The sequence below is a fragment of the Pseudomonas sp. C9D1 genome (genome assembly GCF_056491235.1).
On the sequence record NZ_JBSZIE010000002.1, the window covers coordinates 32,119 to 51,273 of the forward strand.

14 protein-coding genes and 1 pseudogene are annotated in these 19,155 nt (G+C 66.9%); 5 read left to right on the plus strand and 10 right to left on the minus strand.

Going from position 1 to position 19,155, the window contains the following annotated elements; genetic code table 11:
- Nucleotides 1–30: 30 nt before the first annotated feature.
- Together ACXI0U_RS08550 and ACXI0U_RS08555 are read left to right on the plus strand one after the other, a co-directional pair.
- Nucleotides 31–1,329 (plus strand): PAAR domain-containing protein, encoded by a 1,299-nt coding sequence (locus ACXI0U_RS08550; protein WP_479550047.1) that lies wholly within the window; start codon nucleotides 31–33, stop codon nucleotides 1,327–1,329.
- The gene (locus ACXI0U_RS08555; RefSeq protein ID WP_021217445.1) at nucleotides 1,326–1,859 is read left to right on the plus strand and encodes a hypothetical protein; all 534 of its coding nucleotides are present in this window, start codon (nucleotides 1,326–1,328) and stop codon (nucleotides 1,857–1,859) included. The genes ACXI0U_RS08550 and ACXI0U_RS08555 overlap by 4 nt, the downstream gene beginning before the upstream one ends.
- 354 nt (nucleotides 1,860–2,213) lie before the next feature.
- Here the strand turns inward: ACXI0U_RS08555 and ACXI0U_RS08560 are convergent, their stop codons facing one another.
- From ACXI0U_RS08560 to tssA, 10 genes are all read right to left on the minus strand, one after another.
- Nucleotides 2,214–4,127: a type VI secretion system Vgr family protein gene (locus ACXI0U_RS08560; RefSeq protein ID WP_374981907.1), complete on the minus strand. Its 1,914-nt coding sequence runs from the start codon at nucleotides 4,125–4,127 to the stop codon at nucleotides 2,214–2,216.
- Nucleotides 4,128–4,253: 126 nt separating this feature from the next.
- Nucleotides 4,254–6,953 (minus strand): type VI secretion system ATPase TssH, encoded by a 2,700-nt coding sequence (tssH, locus tag ACXI0U_RS08565; protein ID WP_479550048.1) that lies wholly within the window; start codon nucleotides 6,951–6,953, stop codon nucleotides 4,254–4,256.
- A gap of 115 nt (nucleotides 6,954–7,068) precedes the next feature.
- Nucleotides 7,069–8,097, minus strand: coding sequence for a type VI secretion system baseplate subunit TssG (tssG, locus tag ACXI0U_RS08570; RefSeq protein ID WP_021217512.1), 1,029 nt, complete (start codon nucleotides 8,095–8,097; stop codon nucleotides 7,069–7,071).
- Nucleotides 8,061–9,920 carry a type VI secretion system baseplate subunit TssF gene (tssF, locus tag ACXI0U_RS08575; protein WP_184490503.1) on the minus strand — a complete coding sequence of 620 codons (1,860 nt, stop codon included), beginning with the start codon at nucleotides 9,918–9,920 and terminating at the stop codon, nucleotides 8,061–8,063. The genes tssG and tssF overlap by 37 nt, the downstream gene beginning before the upstream one ends.
- Entirely contained in the window at nucleotides 9,917–10,435 is a 519-nt protein-coding gene (gene tssE, locus ACXI0U_RS08580; RefSeq protein WP_021217510.1) for a type VI secretion system baseplate subunit TssE, read from the minus strand. The genes tssF and tssE overlap by 4 nt, the downstream gene beginning before the upstream one ends.
- A gap of 2 nt (nucleotides 10,436–10,437) precedes the next feature.
- Complete coding sequence (locus tag ACXI0U_RS08585; protein WP_021217509.1) at nucleotides 10,438–11,223, minus strand: type VI secretion system accessory protein TagJ; 786 nt, start codon at nucleotides 11,221–11,223, stop codon at nucleotides 10,438–10,440.
- Nucleotides 11,224–11,452: 229 nt separating this feature from the next.
- Nucleotides 11,453–11,941: an Hcp family type VI secretion system effector gene (locus ACXI0U_RS08590; protein ID WP_031287032.1), complete on the minus strand. Its 489-nt coding sequence runs from the start codon at nucleotides 11,939–11,941 to the stop codon at nucleotides 11,453–11,455.
- A gap of 73 nt (nucleotides 11,942–12,014) precedes the next feature.
- On the minus strand, nucleotides 12,015–13,511 hold the full coding sequence (tssC, locus tag ACXI0U_RS08595; RefSeq protein ID WP_021217507.1) for a type VI secretion system contractile sheath large subunit: 1,497 nt from the start codon (nucleotides 13,509–13,511) through the stop codon (nucleotides 12,015–12,017).
- 12 nt (nucleotides 13,512–13,523) lie between these two features.
- Complete coding sequence (tssB, locus tag ACXI0U_RS08600) at nucleotides 13,524–14,039, minus strand: type VI secretion system contractile sheath small subunit (RefSeq protein ID WP_021217506.1); 516 nt, start codon at nucleotides 14,037–14,039, stop codon at nucleotides 13,524–13,526.
- 93 nt (nucleotides 14,040–14,132) lie between these two features.
- Nucleotides 14,133–15,167: a type VI secretion system protein TssA gene (gene tssA, locus ACXI0U_RS08605; RefSeq protein ID WP_479550049.1), complete on the minus strand. Its 1,035-nt coding sequence runs from the start codon at nucleotides 15,165–15,167 to the stop codon at nucleotides 14,133–14,135.
- A gap of 402 nt (nucleotides 15,168–15,569) precedes the next feature.
- Here tssA and tagH point away from each other — a divergent pair.
- From tagH to tssK, 3 genes and pseudogenes are all read left to right on the plus strand, one after another.
- Nucleotides 15,570–17,252: pseudogene (gene tagH / locus ACXI0U_RS08610) on the plus strand (type VI secretion system-associated FHA domain protein TagH).
- Between the two features lie 70 nt (nucleotides 17,253–17,322).
- Entirely contained in the window at nucleotides 17,323–17,802 is a 480-nt protein-coding gene (gene tssJ / locus ACXI0U_RS08615) for a type VI secretion system lipoprotein TssJ (protein WP_479550050.1), read from the plus strand.
- Between the two features lie 17 nt (nucleotides 17,803–17,819).
- Nucleotides 17,820–19,154: a type VI secretion system baseplate subunit TssK gene (tssK, locus tag ACXI0U_RS08620; RefSeq protein ID WP_031287027.1), complete on the plus strand. Its 1,335-nt coding sequence runs from the start codon at nucleotides 17,820–17,822 to the stop codon at nucleotides 19,152–19,154.
- Nucleotide 19,155: the final 1 nt, after the last annotated feature.

A 19,155-nucleotide genomic window follows, 5' to 3' on the forward strand; every position in this document is an offset into this window, starting at 1 on the left:
CACCCCGCAACAAGGATGTAGACGTAACCCATGGATGCACAGGCAGCAGCACGGCTCGGTGATGAGATAGCCCACGGTTTCGGCGTGGCGGCCATGGTTGCCGGCGCGGTGGCGGGTGCGCTGATCGGTGCAGCGGTGATCGCCGCCACGGCGGCCACCGGCGGCGTGGCCCTGGCGGCGATGGCCGGCTCCATCGCTGCGGGCGGCCTGTCGATGTTCCAGATCCTCAAGGGCCTGAACACCATTTTCAACCTTCCCGAACCCACCACGGGGGTGTTGATACGGGGCAGCCCGAACGTCTTCATCAACATCCGCGCCGCCATGCGCGCCGGGGACGATGCTTCGTCCTCCTGCAGCGGCTTGCCCTGCAACCACCCCATCTGGCCCTTCGAGGTGACCATCGCCGAGGGCAGCGCCACCGTTTACATCAACGGCAAGCCGGCGGCGCGCATCACCAGCAAGATGGTCTGTGGCGCTCACATCAAGAGCGGCAGCGAGAACACCTTCATCGGCGGCCCCACCGAGCGGGTCGCCTTCGTGCTGGATATCGAAGGCTGGATGCACAGCGGCCTCGAAGCCCTGGGCCTGGCTGCCCTGGGTGTCGGCCTGGTGGTGGCGGCCATGGCCGGCCTGGCCGCCCTGGCGGCCACCGTGCTGATCGGCGGTGCCATCTATGGCGGCATGGAGCTGCTGGGTGACCTGGGCGACCGCCTCGGCCCCGGCTACCGCGACCTGCTGCAGGGCGTGGCCGGCATGGCCATGCTCGGCCTGGGGCCGAAGATGGCGCGCCTGGGCAAGCCGACTCCGACCACGCGTACGCCCGCCTACAAGGCCGGCGTCACCGAGGCGGACATCATGGGCATTCCCAAGGGCTCGCGGCCGCCACCGGGCGACTATCTCGAGCAGCCCTACATCGACAAGCACCTGAAGACCTTCAAGGACGAAGGCGGCGCCTTCCTGTTCACGGCGGACGATATCGCCAACCCGAAATACGCCGCGTTCAACCCCAACAAGTTCGTCATGGCCGACTCCGACCTGTCCTCGGTGGTGGCCCAGTACAAGAAGACCGGCGATGTCTCCGTGCTGGAGTCGGCGCTCGGCTATGATCCCGGCTCCCTGGCGGGCAAGGAGATCTACATGCTCAAGGTGGAGAACCCCAAGGTGCTGATGCCCACCGGCAACGAAGGCGGGGTGAACTCCCTCTGGCGCCCCGGCGGCCTGACGCACCCGGGTGGCATGCGCGAAGCGGTGCTGGATAATGTCGCCATCAGCCACGGAAACGACATCAACGTACTGAAGTCGGCCCACGACGTCGTGAGAATCCAATGAATCAGAAACTGGACAACGTCCTGCTCCTCGCCCTCGCCAACGATGAACTGGACCGCTTCCTGGTGGGCGAGCCGTTCTACTTCCTCGAAGCGCGCAGCGACAACGACGAACCGCAGAACGTGGTGGCCGCCTTCGACCAGCTGGTGGTGCCGTACTGGCGTGAAACCCGCGACCCGGCCTTCCCCCAGCGCTTCGTCGCGGCACTGCTGAAGATCCTGGCCACCTACCCGGACCGCAACCGCGCCATCTACCTGGCCCACGACTGGGTCTGGTACTACCGCTTCTGCCTGGCGAAGAAACGCGCCCAGCCCGAAGGGCCCTATGGCGAGCTGTTCGAGGTGGACATGAACGGCGTGGCGATAGCCCTGCAACGACAGCTGGAAGCCAACAAGGCCGCCCTGCAGGCCGACACCCGCTGGGCCGGCGCCGCCTGGAACAGCCCCGACGGCATGTGGACCCCGCTGCTGCGCACCGCCGTGACCGTGCGCGACAAGCTCGGCGGCCCGGACTTCGTGCCGGCCAACGCCTGAGGGGCAACGCCGTTGCCCTTGGGCGAATGAATTCGCCCCTACACCATCCCCAACCCAGGCGCCGTGCCGTGACACCTTCGTAGGGTGGATGGCGCTTTTCTCATCCACCAGCGGAGTGGCCGGCGAGCACGAAAGGTGGACCGATGGAGCGTGGTCCACCCTACGCGGCGGAGGCATGGGTGATCGGCCATCGCGAATGAATTCGCTCCCACGGCGCCTGAGCAGTTCGTAGGGTGGATGGCGCTTTTTCATCCACCAGCGGAGTGGCCGGCGAACACGCAAGGTGGACCGATGGCGCGGGGTCCACCCTACGCGGCGGGGCATGGGTGATCAGCCGGCGGCCGGGCAGGGCGGTCAGGCCTTGGGTGGTGGGAACAGCGCCTTGACCATGGCGTCGATGGTGCCCTTGATGCCCTTGCCCTTGTTCGGCACTTCGCTGGCGACCCCGGAGTTGAGGTCGAGGCGGCTGCCGGTGTCGATGGCGGTGTTGCCGCTGGTGTAGAGGTTGAAGGCGGTGCCGGAGATGTTGATCTCGCCGCTGGCGTTGAACTCCAGCACGCTCTTGCCGCACACCAGGCGGATCTGCGCGCCGGCTTCGATCAGGTACTGGGTGCTCACGCTGTCGGTCTTGGCGCCGCCCACCATCAGGGTGTCGTTGCGCTTCACCGCGCGGGTGCGGTCCTGGCCGATGCGTGCCAGCTCGTCGTTGTCCACGCTCTTGGTGCGGTTGTGGCCGACCCAGTGGGATTCGTCGTGCTCGACGGCGATGTCCTGGTTGCGTTCCGCGTGGATGTACAGCTGCTCGGCGCCCTTCTTGTCCTCCATGCGGATTTCGTTGAAGTTCGCCGGCGTGCCGCCTTTGCTGGAACGGCTCTTGGTGCCGCTCTGGGTGGCGTTGGCGGGCAGCTCGTAGGGCACCGTCTGCTCGGCGTTGTACACGCGGCCGGTGATGATCGGGCGGTCGGGGTCGCCTTCGAGGAAGCCGACTATCACTTCCTGGCCGATGCGTGGGATCTGCACCGAGCCCCAGTTCTTGCCGGCCCAGGCCTGGGATACGCGTATCCAGCAGGAGCTGTTTTCGTTGGACTGGTCGTGGCGGTCCCAGTAGAAATGCACCTTCACCCGGCCGTACTGGTCGGTCCAGATTTCCTCGCCTTTCGGACCAACGACCATGGCCGTCTGCGGGCCCTGGACGATGGGCTTGATGGTGGTGGGCATGGGGCGGAAGGGCTGGCGCGCCTCGATGCAATCAAGCGAGCTGTCGAACTGCAGCGGGCCGCCCGAGGCGCCGCTTTCATAGCTTTCCTGGCTGACCGAATAGCGCGCGCCGACGATCAGGTATTCGCGGTTCTGGTCGGCACGGGGGTAGCCGCTCATCTTGAACAGGTGGCCCGAGCCCAGGCCGCGGGCGTTGGTGCGCAGCTGCACGCGCTCGAACTGGGTCTGGATGGCTTCGATGCGGTTGCGTGCGTATTGCTCGCCGTCCTGGCTCTGGGTGTATTCGCCCGGGTAGTCGTACAGCGGGTGCTCGGCGTTGCTGTGGGCGCGGCTGACGGTGGAGCGCACCTGCAGGTGGGCGCTGGGGCGCTGGAAGTCGTAGTCGTTGAGGGACAGCGAACCCGGCTGCACCTCGCGCGCCAGGTACCAGTCATAGACGTGGTCGCGTTCGCGCATCTGGTCCGCCAGCGGGTAGAAGGGCACCGTGGCGTAGCCGGCCACCGGCGCATGGGCGCCGTAGGCATCGGAGAGCACCAGCACATGGCGCGCCTGTTCATGGCGGAAGTAGTAGTAGATGCCTTCCTGTTCCATCAGCCGGCTGACGAACTCGAAGCTGGTCTCGCGGTACTGAACGCAGTACTCCCACTCGGTGTAGGGGCGGGTGAGGGCGTCTTCGAAATCCGAGAAGCCGAGGTCGCGGAACACCTGCTTGATGATGTCCGGCACCGTCTTGTTCTGGAAGATGCGGCAGTCGGAGGTGCGCGACAGCAACCAGAACCACGGCCGCAGGCTCACCTGGTAGGCGGCGAACTGGCCGGTGCCGGCGGCCTGGCTGCAGCGGCAGGCGATGCCGTGGAAGTAGCGCTGGCTGCCGTCGGGCAGCTCCAGGGAAACGCCCATGGGCTTGCCCAGCAGGGCGTCGAGCTGGATCGAGTGATCCTCGGAGATCAGGCTCAGTTCATAGTCGAACAGCCGCCCCAGTTCCTCATGGCCGTCGAGCCGGTCCAGCAGCAATGCATCGCCGCCCAGCGGGCTGCTGACCTTGGCCATGCGTGCCCGTTGCGTAATCGCCATCCCACTACTTCCTTAGCGCTGCGCGCGTCACTGCCGGGTTCCGACGCGCCGGAACCGTTTATATCAGGCGGCGCACTCCTGGGTGGAGTGCGCCGCGTCGCTTCAATCGAAGCTGTAGGTGAACTCGCCGTTCTCGGCGCCCACCACCACCTTCTCGACCTTGCGGCCTTCCAGCATGCGGCCGAGGAACTCGCGGGAGAGGTCCGGCAGCATGCTGTTGGTGAGGATGGCGTCGATCTGGCGACCGCCGCTCTCGGTTTCGGTGCAGCGGGAAACCACCAGGTCCACCACCTTGTCGTCGAAGTCGAAGGGCACCTTGTGGGAGCCCTCCACACGCTTCTTGATACGGCCCAGCTGCAGGCGGGTGATGCTCTTCAGCATCTCGTCGGTCAGCGGGTAGTAGGGGATGGTCACCAGGCGGCCGAGCAGGGCCGGCGGGAAGATCTTCAGCAGCGGCTCACGCAGCGACTTGGCGATGCCTTCGGGTTCGGGCATCAGCTCGGGGTCGTTGCACAGGCTGGCGATCAGGTCGGTGCCGGCGTTGGTGGTGAGCAGGATCAGGGTGTTCTTGAAGTCGATCACCCGGCCTTCGCCGTCTTCCATCACGCCCTTGTCGAACACCTGGAAGAAGATCTCGTGCACGTCCGGGTGGGCTTTCTCCACCTCGTCCAGCAGCACCACGCTGTAGGGCTTGCGCCGCACCGCCTCGGTGAGCACGCCGCCTTCGCCGTAGCCGATGTAGCCGGGCGGGGCACCCTTGAGGGTGGAGACGGTATGGGCTTCCTGGAACTCGCTCATGTTGATGGTGATGACGTTCTGCTCACCGCCGTACATGGCTTCGGCCAGGGCCAGCGCGGTTTCGGTCTTGCCCACGCCCGAGGTGCCGGCGAGCATGAACACGCCGATGGGCTTGCTGGGGTTGTCGAGCCCGGCGCGGGAGGTCTGGATGCGCTTGGCGATCATCTCCAGGGCGTGGTCCTGGCCGATGATGCGCTTCTTCAGGTGGGTGCCCAGGTTGAGCACGGTCTCGATCTCGTTGCGGGCCATGCGGCCCACCGGGATGCCGGTCCAGTCGGCCACCACCGAGGCCACGGCCTGGTAGTCCACGGTCGGCAGGATCAGCGGGTTCTCGCCTTGCAGCGTGCTCAGGCGCTGTTGCAGGTCGGCCAGCTTGGCGCGTAGGCCATTGAGCTCGTCTTCGCTCAGGCTCGGCGCATCGGCGCCACCTTCGCGGCTGGTGCCGTCCACCGGCTCGGCGGCGGCGCGCAGGTTGGCGCGGGTGGCCAGCAGCTCGTCCACCAGGGCTTTCTCTTCGTTCCAGCGGGCTTCCAGCTCGGCCAGGCGGCCGCGCTCTTCCGCCAGCGCGTTGTCGACGTCGGTGCGACGGCTGCCGATGGCGACGCCGATGGCGTGCTCGCGGCCGATGATGGCCAGCTCGGTTTCCAGGGCCTCGATGCGACGGCGGCTGTCGTCCACCTCGGCCGGCACGGCGTGCAGGCTGATGGCGACGCGGGCGCAGGCGGTGTCCAGCAGGCTCACCGACTTGTCCGGCAACTGGCGCGCGGGGATGTAGCGGTGGGACAGCTTGACCGCCGCCTCCAGCGCTTCGTCGAGGATCTGCACCTGGTGGTGCTTCTCCATGGTCGAGGCGACGCCGCGCATCATCAGGATGGCGCGGTGCTCGGACGGCTCGTCCACCTGCACCACCTGGAAGCGGCGGGTGAGGGCGGGGTCCTTCTCGATGTGCTTCTTGTACTCGGCCCAGGTGGTGGCTGCGACGGTGCGCAGGGTGCCGCGCGCCAGGGCCGGCTTGAGCAGGTTGGCTGCGTCGCCGGTACCGGCGGCGCCACCGGCGCCGACCAGGGTGTGGGCTTCGTCGATGAACAGGATGATCGGCTTGGGCGAGCTCTGTACGTCTTCGATCACCTGGCGCAGGCGCTGTTCGAACTCGCCCTTCATGCTGGCGCCGGCCTGCAGCAGGCCCACGTCCAGGGCGCGCAGTTCGACGTCCTTCAGCGAGGGCGGCACGTCGCCGGCGACGATGCGCAGGGCGAAGCCTTCCACCACGGCGGTCTTGCCCACGCCGGCCTCGCCGGTGAGGATCGGGTTGTTCTGGCGGCGACGCATGAGGATGTCCACCAGTTGGCGGATCTCGTCGTCACGGCCGACGATGGGGTCCAGCTTGCCGCTGCGGGCCTGCTCGGTGAGGTCGACGGTGAAACGCTTCAGCGCTTCCTGCTTGCCCATGGCGGAAGGGGCCATGGCACCGCTGGCTTCGCCCGGGGCGGCGCCGGCGTTGAAACCGTCGGTGGCGGTCAGGGCGTTTTCCGGGGAGCTGCCGACGATCTCGTCGAAGCGCTCGATCAGGGTTTCCACCTTGATCTTGTCGAACTCGCGGGAAATGGAGGTCAGCGCGTGGCGCAGGCTCGGCGTCTTGAGGATGCCCACCACCAGATAGGCGGTGCGCACCTGGCTCTCACCGAACATCAGGCTGCCGTAGACCCAGCCGCGTTCCACCGCTTCCTCGACGTGGGAGGACAGGTCGGTGATCGAGGTCGAGCCACGGGGCAGGCGATCCAGCGCCTCGGTGATGTCCTTGGCCAGGCGCCCGGGTTCGATGTTGAACTGGCGGATGATCTGGTGCAGGTCGGAATCCTGCAGCTGCAGGACCTGGTGGAACCAGTGCACCAGCTCGACATAGGGGTTGCCACGCAGCTTGCAGAACACCGTGGCCGCTTCGATCGCCTTGTAGGCGAGGCTGTTCAGCTTTCCGAACAGCTTGGCACGACTGATTTCGCTCATCTTGCTCTCCTTTTCCTGACGGCACGCTTGCTGTGATGGCCGTGTGGTTGGTCCTGTCTGAAGCACTCCATGCGCTTCGTGTTGTTTTCTATCGGCGGGTCGCGGTGGCGCGCACTCAGGCGCGCGCTTCCGCACCGTGGTTCAGGTGGCTCACCGCCAGCAGCAGGTCGTCGGCGTCGCCTTCGGGCTTGCCCAGCCAGGTGTTGAAACCCAGCCGGTCGCCGCCGCCCAGGGTCATGGGCGGCACTTCGTCACGTTCCAGCACCAGGTTGCTGTCCCAGTCCAGCTCCTCGCCCAGGTACTCGGCGACCCAGGCGGCCAGTTCATGGAACAGCTCGCCACCGGGCAGGAAGCGCTGGTACTGCGAGAGCCCCAGCGGGCCGATGCGGATGCGGAACTTGTGCTGGCGGTCCCACACGTGGGTGCCCAGGCACAGGTCGACGCCCAGGGTGCTGGCCTGGGCGCCCAGGCGGCTGTACTCGGGGAGTTCCAGCCACTGGCCGACGTACTCCTCGATGGCCACGGGGACGCCGAAGAACTCCGCGAGTATGGTGCGCAGGCCGTCCGGGTAGCGGGTCTGTGCCGCCAGGTGGCCGGTGAAGTAGTAGCGCGCGGCGTCGTCGATCGGCCCCTGGCCCATCAGGCTCTGCATGCCGCGGCCGGAGAGGGCGCCGAGGCGCGGCGACCAGTAGTCGTCGCCGGGGCGGTCCTGGCTCACGGTCGGCCGGGCTTCGGCCCAGGCGCGGTAGAACAGGGTCAGCAGGCGGTGGTTGAAGACGTCGAGGAAGCGCTTGAAGGTGGCGTCGGCGTTGTTGCGCTGGCGCTCACGGGCGTATTCGGTCAGGTGCAGCGGCAGCGGGCCGTTGGGGCCGGTGAGGCCGAAGAAGTACTGCTCGATGCGCGGCGTGCCGTCGGGGTTGTGCTCGACGCTGGCCAGGGTCGAGGGGGCGAAGCCGCAATCGGGTTTCTGCCCCAGGCGCAGCGGGTCGTCGGCCAGGCGCACGGAATGCCCCAGGCGCGGGCGCTCGGGGAATTCGCACTCGATGCGGCGCAGCGCCTGGAAGAAATCGTAGTTCCAGGGCGCGGTCTCCATGGCCGCGAGGGTGTTCACAGATTCGGACGGCGTCCGGGCTTCGCCCGCCATCGCATCACCTCGCCCCGTTCAGTGGTCCGCATCACCGTTTCGGTGAAGCTGTTGATCGACACATAGCGTGTCAGGAAACGTTCCAGCACCGCGCCCAGGAGGAAGACCCCGGTGCCGCGGAAGGCGTTCTCGTCGAACTCCAGGCCGATCTCCAGGCCGCGGCCGAAGACGATGGGCCCCGGCATCGGCAGGCGCCGCGTACAGGGCTTGCTGGTGACCTGGCGCAGGCCTTCGATCTGCATCTGCAGCGCCGAGTCGGTGGGGTCGCCATACAGGCGCAGCAGTTCGCGCAGGGCGGCGGCGCCCTGGCCTTCCTGGCTCAGCGACAGGTAGTTGAGCGACAGCTGGCTGATCAGGCGCCAGGCACTGGCGTCGTGGGCGCGGCTCACACGCGGGCGGCTCGGCCCGGCCAGGCAGCGCACGGACACCACCGGGGCGCTGTCTTCCAGGGTGAAGTCGCTGCGGCCGTTGCCCACCGGCATGAACAGCGGCAGGTCGCGGTTGGTGCACAGCGCGCCGATGCCCAGCTGGCGCAGGTCGTGGCGGTAGGGCGCCTGGTTGGCGTCCACCAGGGAGATGAAGGTCTCGCTGCCGATGTAGGTGGAGCGCGGGCCCTTGCGGCGTTGCTTGCTGGACAGCACGCGGGGCTCGCGGCGCACCGTGTACCAGGCCTGCTCGCGGCCATAGCGGGACGGGTCGCGCACGGCATAGAAGGGCTGGAAGGGTTGCTCGGGGCCGGCGCCGTGGCCGCTGACCTCGGTGAGCGAATGCACCTCGAAATCCAGCGGGCGGGTGCGGTCGACGATCACCTGGTGCTCGTGCACGCGGTCGCTCAGGTGGATGCGGTCGGCGCGCCGGGGGAACAGGTTCACCGCCGGGGTGCAGAACAGCTTGAACTGCTCGGTGCCGATGCTGCCTTCCAGGCTCTGGTCGATGCGGTTGAACAGCACGATGACGTCCAGCTCCTGGCCGGCGCAGCGCTGCACCGGGCGGCGCAGGTTGGCCACGTCGATGAACAGGAAGCGGTTGGGCAGGGCGAAGTATTCCTGCAGCAGGCGGTAGCCCTGGAAGGCGCGGGGCACCACCGGCAGCACCGCGTCCTCGTCGTCGAAGCCGCGCGGGCGCAGGCTCTCCGGCGGCAGGCGCTCGACCCAGTCGCCGCCGGGGGCCTGGACGAACACCGCGCAGGCATTGCCCAGCAGCTGCTCGTAGAGGCGGAAGGGTTGTTCGTCAGCGCCGTGCAGGTAGAACGACAGGCTTTCCAGGGGCAGGGCGCTGAACGGCAGCCCGGCACCGGTGCGCAGGCGCAGGCGCAGTGCGGCCTTGGCGCTGGGCTCGGAGGCGGCGAGGCGGCCGAGCACCGAGGCGGGGTTGCCGAAGTATTCGACCTTGGCCACTTCCAGCGGCCACAGGGTCACCGGCTGGGAGGTGCGGTACTCGCAGGCGGTCTGTTCGTCGGTGCCCAGCAGGCCGCGCAGGGAGGCATTGCGCTCCACGGTGAAGCCGCTGGCCAGGGAGCCTTCGTTGGGATCGGCCTGCAGCTGCACCACGGTCATCGACGGGGTCGGTGCCAGGTAGTGCGGGTAGGCGATCTCCAGCAGGTTGTGGGTAAAGGTCGGGTACTCGGCGTCGAGTTTGAGCTGCACCCGCGCGGTGAGGTAGGCGAAGCCTTCCAGCAGGCGCTCGACATAGGGGTCGGCGCAGTCGATGCCGGAGAGGGTCAGGCGGCTGGCGATCTTCGGGTACTCACCGGCGAATTCCGCCGCGCTTTCGCGGATGTGCTGCAGCTCCTGGTTGTAGTACTCGAGCATGCGCGGGTTCATTTGTTGCGCTTCCGCAGGTGGTCGGCGGGGACGATCTGCACGTGGCCGGTCTCCAGGTCCAGGTCGGTGGTGAGGAGCATGCGCAGGGGCACGGGTTCGGCCCACAGGTCGCCTTCGATCTCGAAGGACAGGGCGTTGTGGTTCATCTGGTCGGCTGCCAGCTGGGCGCGCACGCGCAAGGTGGATCGGATGATGCGCGGCTCGTAGTCGGCAATAGTCTCGGTGAGCAGGGCCTCGATGGCCTGCACGTCGACGCTGGAGGCGGTGTGCCCGGCCAGCGGCGGCAGGCCGTAGTTGACCACCGAGTTGCCGGCCTGGATCTCGCTAGAGGTCTCGCTGTCGAGCGGCGCGATGGTGTTGAACAGCCAAGCCAGGTCGCGCAGGACGGACGCCTTGAGCTGGGTCAGGGAGAGCACGCGCTTGTCGACGCTCTCCTTGGCGTTGCTCGGGTCCTCGTCGGTCAACCGGTCCAGAAGGGAGGGTTGCAGACGTTCCTGCAGCGTCAGCTCGGCCATGCTCAGGCCTCCGGCTGCCCGAAGGCGAGGGTGCGCAGTTCGAACAGCGCGGTGTCGCCCTGGTCGGTGACGAACAGGCGCTGGCCGATGGGGCGGCCGTCGTCGAGGAAGTCGGTCTTGCGGCTCAGGCGGATGGCGCCGTCGGCGTCGTCCTGGCTGCCCGGGTAGCGGCTGGGGATCAGGCCCACTGTGGCGCCGCCGTTGACCAGGGTGACTTCCACCGGCAGCCAGACCAGGTCGCGCAGGTCGGTGGGCGCCTCGGTCACCAGGCTCTGGATGTTGTGCATCGGCAGCCACACGTAGCGGCCGTTGACGATGAGTTCGAGCACCGGGCCCAGGCGCGGGTCGGCGTCGGCGAACCATTCGAAGGGCTGGTCGTTGAGGGTGCCGGCGACGGCGGGGGCGGCTTCGAAGGCCTGGTCGCGCAGGGCCTGGGCGGCTTCGTGCTGGCCTTCGGCGTCATGCTTGAGGGCCTGGATCAGCGGCGCCACCCATTCGGCGGGCTCGCCCAGCACCACGGGGGTGAGGCGGCCGGCGAAGACTTCGGCGCGCAGGGCTTCGCATTCCAGGGCGGTGCGGTAGGTCTGCACCATGGCCAGGGTGCTGGCATCCAGCTCGCCGGCGACTTTCAACTGGTTCTGCGCGCGGCTCCATTGGCCGAGCACCGCCAGCAGCTGGAACAGGAACACCCGCAGCTCGGCGTTGGAAGGTTGGGCACGCACCTGGTCCTGCAAGGACTTCAGGGCTTCGTCGGCGCGTCCTGCGCGCAGTAGTTCTTCGGCGGTCATGGTCGTCCTGCCTGCAGCCGGGCTGCGCGAAGGGAATGGGGGGTGTGGCTCGAGGTGGCGCTCTCCACTGCGGCCTGGGGCAGGCGGCAGTGGGCAGCGTCACGAAGGTCGACCGGCGGAGGGGAGGCCGCTGCGTGGGAATCGGGCAAGGGTCTGGCCATGGTCGGTCCGGGGGAGGGTGGCTTGAAACGCATCCGGGCCCGCTTGCGCAGGCCCGGATGAGAGAGCATCAGATCTTGACGTTCTCGCGGATGTTCCAGCCGTATTTGACCGGGCCGCCATCTTTGGCGCCGTCGGCTTTCTGCGGCTGGTAGTCGACCTTCACCTGGGCGAAGTTCAGGCTGATGTTTTCGGTCAGGCGATCCTCACCACCGCTACCGCCGGTGCTCACGGAGGAGATCAGCACTTCGCTCATGGTGATGATCAGGTACTCGACCGGCGACTCGCCGCCCGCCTTGCGGATGGTCAGCTTGGCTTCCGGGTAATGCTTACCGCTGGAGCAGGCCATCATCAGGTTGGGGCTGGACTTGTCGACGTACTTGGTCAGCGACAGGTCCTGCACGCTTACCTTGCCGGCGCCGCCGCCACCACCCTGGTGCATGTTGCCGGATTGGGACATGCCCCAGCTCCAGGCCAGCACGTCGATTTCCTTGCCGTGGCTCTTGTCGGCGGACTCGCCTTCGACGTCGCCGATCTTGATGAACATATCTACAGCCATCATTCCTCCTTCGTGGCTTTCGCCACTTTGTCAGAGACGCCCGCCACCTGGCGGGCGCTTAAAGTGACGCGCCTCAGGCCCCCTTGGCCGAAGGCAGCTTGGATACCAGGCGCAGCGACACGGTCAGCCCTTCGAGCTGGTAGTGCGGACGCAGGTAGAACTTCGAGCTGTAATAGCCCGGGTTGCCCTCGATCTCCTCGACCACCACTTCAGCGGCTGCCAGCGGGTGCTGCGCCTTGGTGGTTTCGGTGGAGTGAGCGGGATCGCCATCGACGTAGTTGAGGATCCAGTCCTGCAGCCAGCGCTGCATGTCGTCCTTCTCCTTGAACGAGCCGATCTTGTCGCGAACGATGCACTTGAGGTAGTGCGCGAAGCGGCAGGTGGCGAACAGGTACGGCAGGCGCGCCGCCAGGTTGGCGTTGGCGGTGGCGTCCGGGTCGTCGTATTCCGCCGGCTTCTGCAGGGACTGGGCGCCGATGAAGGCCGCCAGGTCGGTGTTCTTCTTGTGCAGCAGCGGCATGAAACCGTTCTTCGCCAGCTCGGCCTCGCGGCGGTCGGAGATGGCGATCTCGGTCGGGCACTTCATGTCCACGCCACCGTCGTCGGTGGGGAAGGTGTGCGCCGGCAGGTTCGGCACTTCACCACCGGATTCCACGCCACGGATGCGCGAGCACCAGCCGTAGAGTTTGAACGAACGGTTGATGTTCACCGCCATGGCGTAGGCCGAGTTGGCCCAGGTGTACTTGGCGCTGTCGGCGCCGGCGGTGTCTTCCTCGAAGGCGAACTCTTCCACCGGGTCGGTCTTGGCGCCGTAGGGTTGGCGGGCCAGGAAGCGCGGCATGGTCAGGCCGATGTAGCGCGCGTCGTCGGACTCGCGCAGCGAGCGCCAGCCGGCGTATTCCGGGGTGGTGAAGATCTTGGTCAGGTCACGCGGGTTGGACAGCTCCTGCCAGGAACCCATGCCCATCACGGTGGGGGAGGCGGCGGAGATGAACGGCGCGTGCATGGCGGCGGAGACCTTGGCGATCTCGCCCAGCAGCTCCACGTCCGGCGGCGACTGGTCGAAGTAGTAGTCGCCCAGCAGGCAGCCGTAGGGCTCGCCACCGAACTGGCCGTATTCCTCTTCGTAGAGCTTCTTGAAGATCGGGCTCTGGTCCCAGGCGGTGCCTTTGAATTTCTTCAGGGTCTTGTGCAGCTCGCCCTTGGAAATGTTCAGCACGCGGATCTTCAGCTGCTCGTCGGTCTCGGTGTTGTTCACCAGGTAATGCAGGCCACGCCAGGCGCTTTCCAGTTGCTGGAAATCCGGGTGGTGCATGATCAGGTTGACCTGCTCGGTGAGCTTGGCGTCGATCGCAGCGATGATGGATTCGATCGACTTGATCGCATCGTTGGAGATCAGGCTGGTCTGTGCCAGGGCATGCTCGGCGAGGGTGCGCACGGCGGTTTCCACCGCTTCGCGGGCACGCTCGGTCTTGGGTTTGAATTCCTGCAGCAGCAGCGAGGCGAACTCGCTGGTCTGCTCGGTCGCTTCGCCGCCCTGGGGCGCAGCGTCGGTCATCAATTCGGCCATCTGGGTGTCCTCTTAAGCTTGCGGCTCGTTGTCTTGCGGCTTCGGCGCGCTGGCCAGGGCCTGCAGCAGGGCCGGGTCCTTGATCGCTTTCATGATCAGCTCTTCAGCGCCGGTCTTGCCGTCCATGTAGGTCAGCAGGTTGGCGAGCTGGGTGCGGGCTTCGAGCAGCTGGTTCAGCGAGTCGACCTTGCGCGCCACGGCGGCGGGGCTGAAGTCGTCCATGCTCTCGAAGGTGATGTCCAGGGACAGGTTGCCGTCGCCGGTCAGGGCGTTGGGCACGTTGAAGGCGACGCGCGGCTTCATGGCCTTGAGGCGCGAGTCGAAGTTGTCGACGTCGATCTCCAGGAACTTGCGGTCCGCAACGGCGGCCAGGGGTTCGGCCGGCTTGCCGGCGAGGTCGGCCATGACGCCCATGACGAAGGGCAACTGCACCTTCTTCTCGGCGCCGTAGAGTTCCACGTCGTACTCGATCTGGACGCGGGGCGCGCGGTTGCGTGCGATGAATTTCTGACTGCTGGTGCTACCCATGGTGCTCCTCCTTCGCTGCCTGTGCGGCTGTATTGGCGTCATCGGCAGCTAGCCGGTAACGGATGCGTGAACCCGCTTCGAACGTGCCCTGCACTATTCGGACTCGGGGCCCCGCAAATTCTCGAACTGGGACATTCCATCCGGGATCAGGTTGCGCACGATCGCCGCGAAATCGGCCGTGACCAGGGTCTTCGCACGCTTGAGCAGGATCGGCACCGGGCTCGATGGCTCCTGGCGCGCGTAGTACTCGAGGATGCGATCCAGGGTCTTGAGCACGTCGTCGCGGTTGGTCACCTCGCCGGAGATGCGCGGCGTGGCGCGGGCGCTCGGTGCGCTGCCGGTACTGCCGGCGTCGCTGGCGGTGTCGTCACCGGCCGCCGGCTCGTCGGCTACGGCGTCGTCGCCGGGGGCCTGGTCCTTGTGGATCTGCAGGGCGTGGCGCAGCAACTGCTTGAGGGCGCCGAGGTCGGCGCTCTGGGCCGAGCCCACGCGATCGGAAAGGGTCGACTCGATGGTGGCCAGCGCGGACTGGGCATCGGTCAGGGCGCTGCGGGTGCTGGCGAGCAGCGCTTCATCGCTGTCGCGGAAGGCGCCCTGCAACTGCTCGGGGGTCAGCGTTTCACTGGGGAAGCGCTGCAGGTCGAGGGCGTTGAGGGCGGCACGCAGGCTCACCGAGCCAAAGGCCCGCGAGCTGGTCAGGCTGCTTTCGCGCAGCAGCTGGATCACCGGTTCCGCCGCCAGCCCGGTGAGGGCGTTGATGCGGAAGGTGGGGTCGTTGTCATCGTCGGCGTCGAGCTGCGGGTACAGGCCGTCCCAGTATTGGGTCAGCAGCTCGCGCACCAGGATCAGGCCCTGGGCGAGACCCGGCAGCCCTTCGAGGGCGAGGGTGCTCTGCAGGAAATAGTTGGCGATGCGCAGGTCTTTGCTGCGTTGCAGCAGCTCACTGGACAGCTCGCGAACATCACGCCAGACAGGGGGCTCGGCGGGGAGTACGGAGTCGCCCATCTGGCGCTCGGGTTGCCCTTGGGCAATACGTTCCAGTTCGAGATACGCAGCGTCGTATTCGAGGTCGTCGCCGCAAGGCGAATCAGCGGAAACAGGGGATAGCAAACGCGACACATCCACCACGGTGGGTGTTCTCCTTGTCAGGCCTCAGAGGTAAAGGCGAGCAGTATTCAGAGTGAACGTACGGCCTGATCACAGTCCCTTGGATCAACGTTCCGATGACGCCAATTTCATGGCTTCACCCGCTGCAACTCTTTTCCATTCTTGGGGTCGTATTTCGCCCTTGTCAAGACAATCCCAGAGCACAAACGACAGATGTGCACCAGTCCACGCTAGCCTCTTTCAGCTGTCATTTTTGTCTTTTTTCGATCTAAGATATTTCGGCTAAAGCCATGCATATTTCCGTTCGTCTATACGATGGGTGTATGGCCAAGGGCCACGTGCAGAACAGGGACCGGATCGAAGTTGCACGGCATCGAAGGGACTCGGTGCTCGCGTCCACAGTGAGAAGTGCAAGGAGTCGCAATGCCACTGCGTTTGACCATCACCAGTTATCACAAGCTGACGCCAGGACAACGTCCCGAGGTGGAGCTTGATCGTGGTGAGCTGAGGATTGGCCGCAGTGCCGATAACGATTGGGTGTTGCCCGATCCCGAGCGCCTCGTTTCCAGCCAGCATTGCACCATCCAGTTCCGCGACGGCACCTACTACCTGACCGACACCAGCACCAACGGCGTGATGCTCGCGCAGTCGGGCGTGCGCCTGCGTCGCGGTAACAGCGAGCCGCTGCTGGATGGCGAAATCCTCAAGCTCGGCGAGTACGAGATCCTCGTTCAGGTGCAGGGCATGAGCATGAACATGCAGCCCGCCAGCGCCGCGCCGATGAGCGGGGGCGGCGACCCCTTCAGCAGCTTCGATGCGCTGATGAGCGGAGACCTCCACGCCTTCGATTCCCGAGCCGATGGCGCCGCCGCCGGCTTCCATGGCCCATATCCAGGGTGGCGGTTCGCCGCTGGACACCAAGCCCGACCTGTTCGACTTCCTCAACCCCCCACCGGCTGCCGCACCGTCGATTCCCGATCACGTGCCGCCGAGCCCGTCACGACTTCCGCCCGCCGACGCCGATCCCCAGTTTCGAGCCGATGCCGGTGCCGCCCGTGAGTGCACCTGCCGCCTTCGCCGAGCCAGCAGGCGCCGCACCGGCGATCCCCGCCGACTGGGACCCCTTCGCCGACCTCGGCCTCACCAGCCCTGCGCCCCAGCACGCGCCGGCCGTTCCGGTGCCGATGCCCACGGCGGCGGCACCGCTGGAACCGGCACCGGTAGCCGTCGAAATTGCCGGCGGACTTCTTCAGCAATCCGCCGCTTGGCCACGACTCCGCCGCCACCTCGATTCCGACGCCCATCCCCGACCCGCAGCCCATTGCCCAGCAGACCATCGCACCGATGCCGCCCGCCATCGAAATGGCGCCAGCGGCGATCCCGGTGCTGCCGTTGCCACGCCCGCACCGGTTCCGGCACCGCCTGCGCTGACGCCCACTGCCCAGGCCACCCACGCCGCCGCGGTGTCCGCCCCGGCCACTCAGGCGCCGGCCCATGCACCTGCACCGAGCGGCGACGACGGTGCACTGATGGATGCCTTCCTGCGTGGCGCCGGCCTTGGCCAACTGCGCATCGACCGCGCCGAAGCCGCCGCGCAGATGGAAGCCATCGGTCGCAGCTATCGTCTGATGGTGGAAGGCCTGGTGGATGTGCTGCGCGCGCGCTCCAGTCTCAAGGGCGAGTTCCGCATGGCGCAGACCATGATCCGACCGGTGGAGAACAACCCGCTCAAATTCGCCCCCAACGTCGACGAGGCCCTGTTGCTCCTGTTGCGCCACGGCAACGCCGCGTTCATGCCGCCGGACCAGGCCGTGGGCGAAAGCTTCGACGACCTCAAGGCCCATCAGTGGCGGTGATGGCCGGCGTGCAGGCGGCCATCAAGCACATTCTAAACGCTTCGAGCCCTCGGTGCTGGAAGCGCGGCTGAACAAGCCCTCGGGGCTTTCGGCCTTGCTGCCGGGTTCCCGGCAGTCGCAATACTGGGAGTTGTTCACCGACCTCTACGCCAGCATCTCGCGGGAGGCCGAGGACGATTTCAACGACCTTTTCGGGCGCGAATTCAGCCGCGCCTACGAGGAGCACAGCGCCAGACTTCGCGGGCATTGACCCCCGCAACCCCTTGGGTGCCAGGCAGTCGGCCCCGCGGATCAACAGCAGTCATTGAGGACGAATCGAAATGCCAAGGATTCTACTGGTAGCCGTAGTAGCGCTTCTGGGCGCATGTGCTTCCGAGCCACCGCCGCCACCACCGCCCACCGTGGTGCAGCTGCATATCGAAGCCTCCAGCGACGTCAACCCGGGTCCGGGCGGGCAGGGCGCACCCGTGCGCGTGCGGGTGTTCGAGCTCAAGAGCGCCACCGCCTTCAACCGTGCCGACTACTTCTCCCTGGTGGAGCAGTCGCAGGCCACCCTGTCCACCGACCTGGTCGCCCAGGACGAGTTGCCGGTCAAGCCCGGCGACAAGCAGATGCAGGAGCGCAAGCTGGACGACGCCACCCGCCAGTTCGGCATCGTCGTCGGCTACCGCGAGCTCGACAGCGCGGTCTGGCGTGACGTGATCACCGTGCCCCTGAACCAGACCAGCGCCTACAGCGTGAAATTCGGCGCCCACGCCATCAGCGTCTCGCCGGCTCCCATCGCCGAGCCGGCCAAATAGAAACGGAGAGTTCGTCCATGTCCTGGAACAACCGAGTGGTCTGGTCTGAGGGGATGTTCCTGCGCCCGCAGCATTTCCAGCAGCACGACCGCTACCTGGAGTCCCTGGTGGAAGGCCGCTGCCGAGCACTGCAAGCCGGCGGCTGGGGTTTCTCCGAACTGAAGATCGACGAGGCGCTGCTCACCCAGGGCAAGCTGGCCATCGTCTCGGCTCGTGGCGTGCTGCCCGACGGCACCCCCTTCGACATCCCCGGCGACGATGTGGCCCCGGTGCCGCTGGACGTCGAGGACAGCCTGCGTGACGGCATCATCTACCTGGCCCTGCCGCTCAAGCGCGCCGGTGCCCGCGACACGGTGGAGGAGGGCGAGGCCCTGGGTGGCGCCCGCTACCAGAGCGCGGTGCGCGAAGTGCGCGACGACAACGCCCCCTTCGAAAGCCGAGCCCCCGTGTCCATCGGTGGCCGCGCCCTGCGCCTGCTCACCGCCCGTGACGGCCTCGGCGAATACGCCGCCGTCGGCGTGGTGCGGGTGGTGGAGAAGCGTGCCGACCGTTCCCTGGCGCTGGACGAAAGCTACATTCCGCCGCTGCTGGATGTGACCGCCTCGCAACCCCTGGCGGCCTTCCGCAGCGAACTGCTGGGCCTGCTGCATCAGCGCGGCGAGGCCCTGGCCGGTCGCGTGGTCGCTTCCGGCGCCGGCGGCGCTTCGGAGATCGCCGACTTCCTCCTGCTGCAACTGGTCAACCGTGCCGAGCCCCTGGTTTCGCACCTGGCCAACATCACCCCGTTGCACCCGGAATGGTTCTACCGCGAGGCGGTGAGCCTGGCCGGCGAGTTCTCCACCTTCTCCGCCAGCGGCCGTCGCCCGGCGGAATTCCCGGCCTATGAGCACGACGACCTGGCCACCACCTTCGCCCCGGTGATGCTCGCCCTGCGCCAGGCCCTGTCGATGGTCATCGACAGCCGCGCCGTGCCGATCCCCATCATCGAGAAAGCCTACGGCGTGCACGTGGCGATGCTCGCGGACAAGAGCCTGCTGGACAACTCGGCGTTCATCCTCGTGGTGCGTGCCGACGTGCCCGGCGAGTCGCTGCGTTCGCGCTTCCCGCAGCAGGCCAAGATCGGCTCCGTGGAGCACATCCGCGACCTGGTCAACCTGCAGCTGCCAGGTATCGCGCTGCTGCCGATGCCGGTGGCGCCACGGCAGATCCCGTACCACGCGGGCAGCACCTACTTCGAACTCGACCGCGGCAGCGACCACTGGAAGCAACTGGTGCATTCCGGCGGCTTCGCCTTCCACATCGCTGGCCAGTTCCCTGGCCTGAACCTGGCCTTCTGGGCCATCCGGAGTTAAT

Excerpts from the sequence above, each read along its gene's own strand:
- ACXI0U_RS08550 (WP_479550047.1), top strand. The coding sequence starts at position 31 with ATGGATGCACAGGCAGCAGCACGGCTCGGTGATGAGATAGCCCACGGT.
- ACXI0U_RS08555 (WP_021217445.1), top strand. The coding sequence starts at position 1,326 with ATGAATCAGAAACTGGACAACGTCCTGCTCCTCGCCCTCGCCAACGAT.
- ACXI0U_RS08560 (WP_374981907.1), bottom strand. The coding sequence starts at position 4,127 with ATGGCCAAGGTCAGCAGCCCGCTGGGCGGCGATGCATTGCTGCTGGAC.
- tssH (WP_479550048.1), bottom strand. The coding sequence starts at position 6,953 with ATGAGCGAAATCAGTCGTGCCAAGCTGTTCGGAAAGCTGAACAGCCTC.
- tssG (WP_021217512.1), bottom strand. The coding sequence starts at position 8,097 with ATGGCGGGCGAAGCCCGGACGCCGTCCGAATCTGTGAACACCCTCGCG.
- tssF (WP_184490503.1), bottom strand. The coding sequence starts at position 9,920 with ATGAACCCGCGCATGCTCGAGTACTACAACCAGGAGCTGCAGCACATC.
- tssE (WP_021217510.1), bottom strand. The coding sequence starts at position 10,435 with ATGGCCGAGCTGACGCTGCAGGAACGTCTGCAACCCTCCCTTCTGGAC.
- ACXI0U_RS08585 (WP_021217509.1), bottom strand. The coding sequence starts at position 11,223 with ATGACCGCCGAAGAACTACTGCGCGCAGGACGCGCCGACGAAGCCCTG.
- ACXI0U_RS08590 (WP_031287032.1), bottom strand. The coding sequence starts at position 11,941 with ATGGCTGTAGATATGTTCATCAAGATCGGCGACGTCGAAGGCGAGTCC.
- tssC (WP_021217507.1), bottom strand. The coding sequence starts at position 13,511 with ATGGCCGAATTGATGACCGACGCTGCGCCCCAGGGCGGCGAAGCGACC.
- tssB (WP_021217506.1), bottom strand. The coding sequence starts at position 14,039 with ATGGGTAGCACCAGCAGTCAGAAATTCATCGCACGCAACCGCGCGCCC.
- tssJ (WP_479550050.1), top strand. The coding sequence starts at position 17,323 with ATGCCAAGGATTCTACTGGTAGCCGTAGTAGCGCTTCTGGGCGCATGT.
- tssK (WP_031287027.1), top strand. The coding sequence starts at position 17,820 with ATGTCCTGGAACAACCGAGTGGTCTGGTCTGAGGGGATGTTCCTGCGC.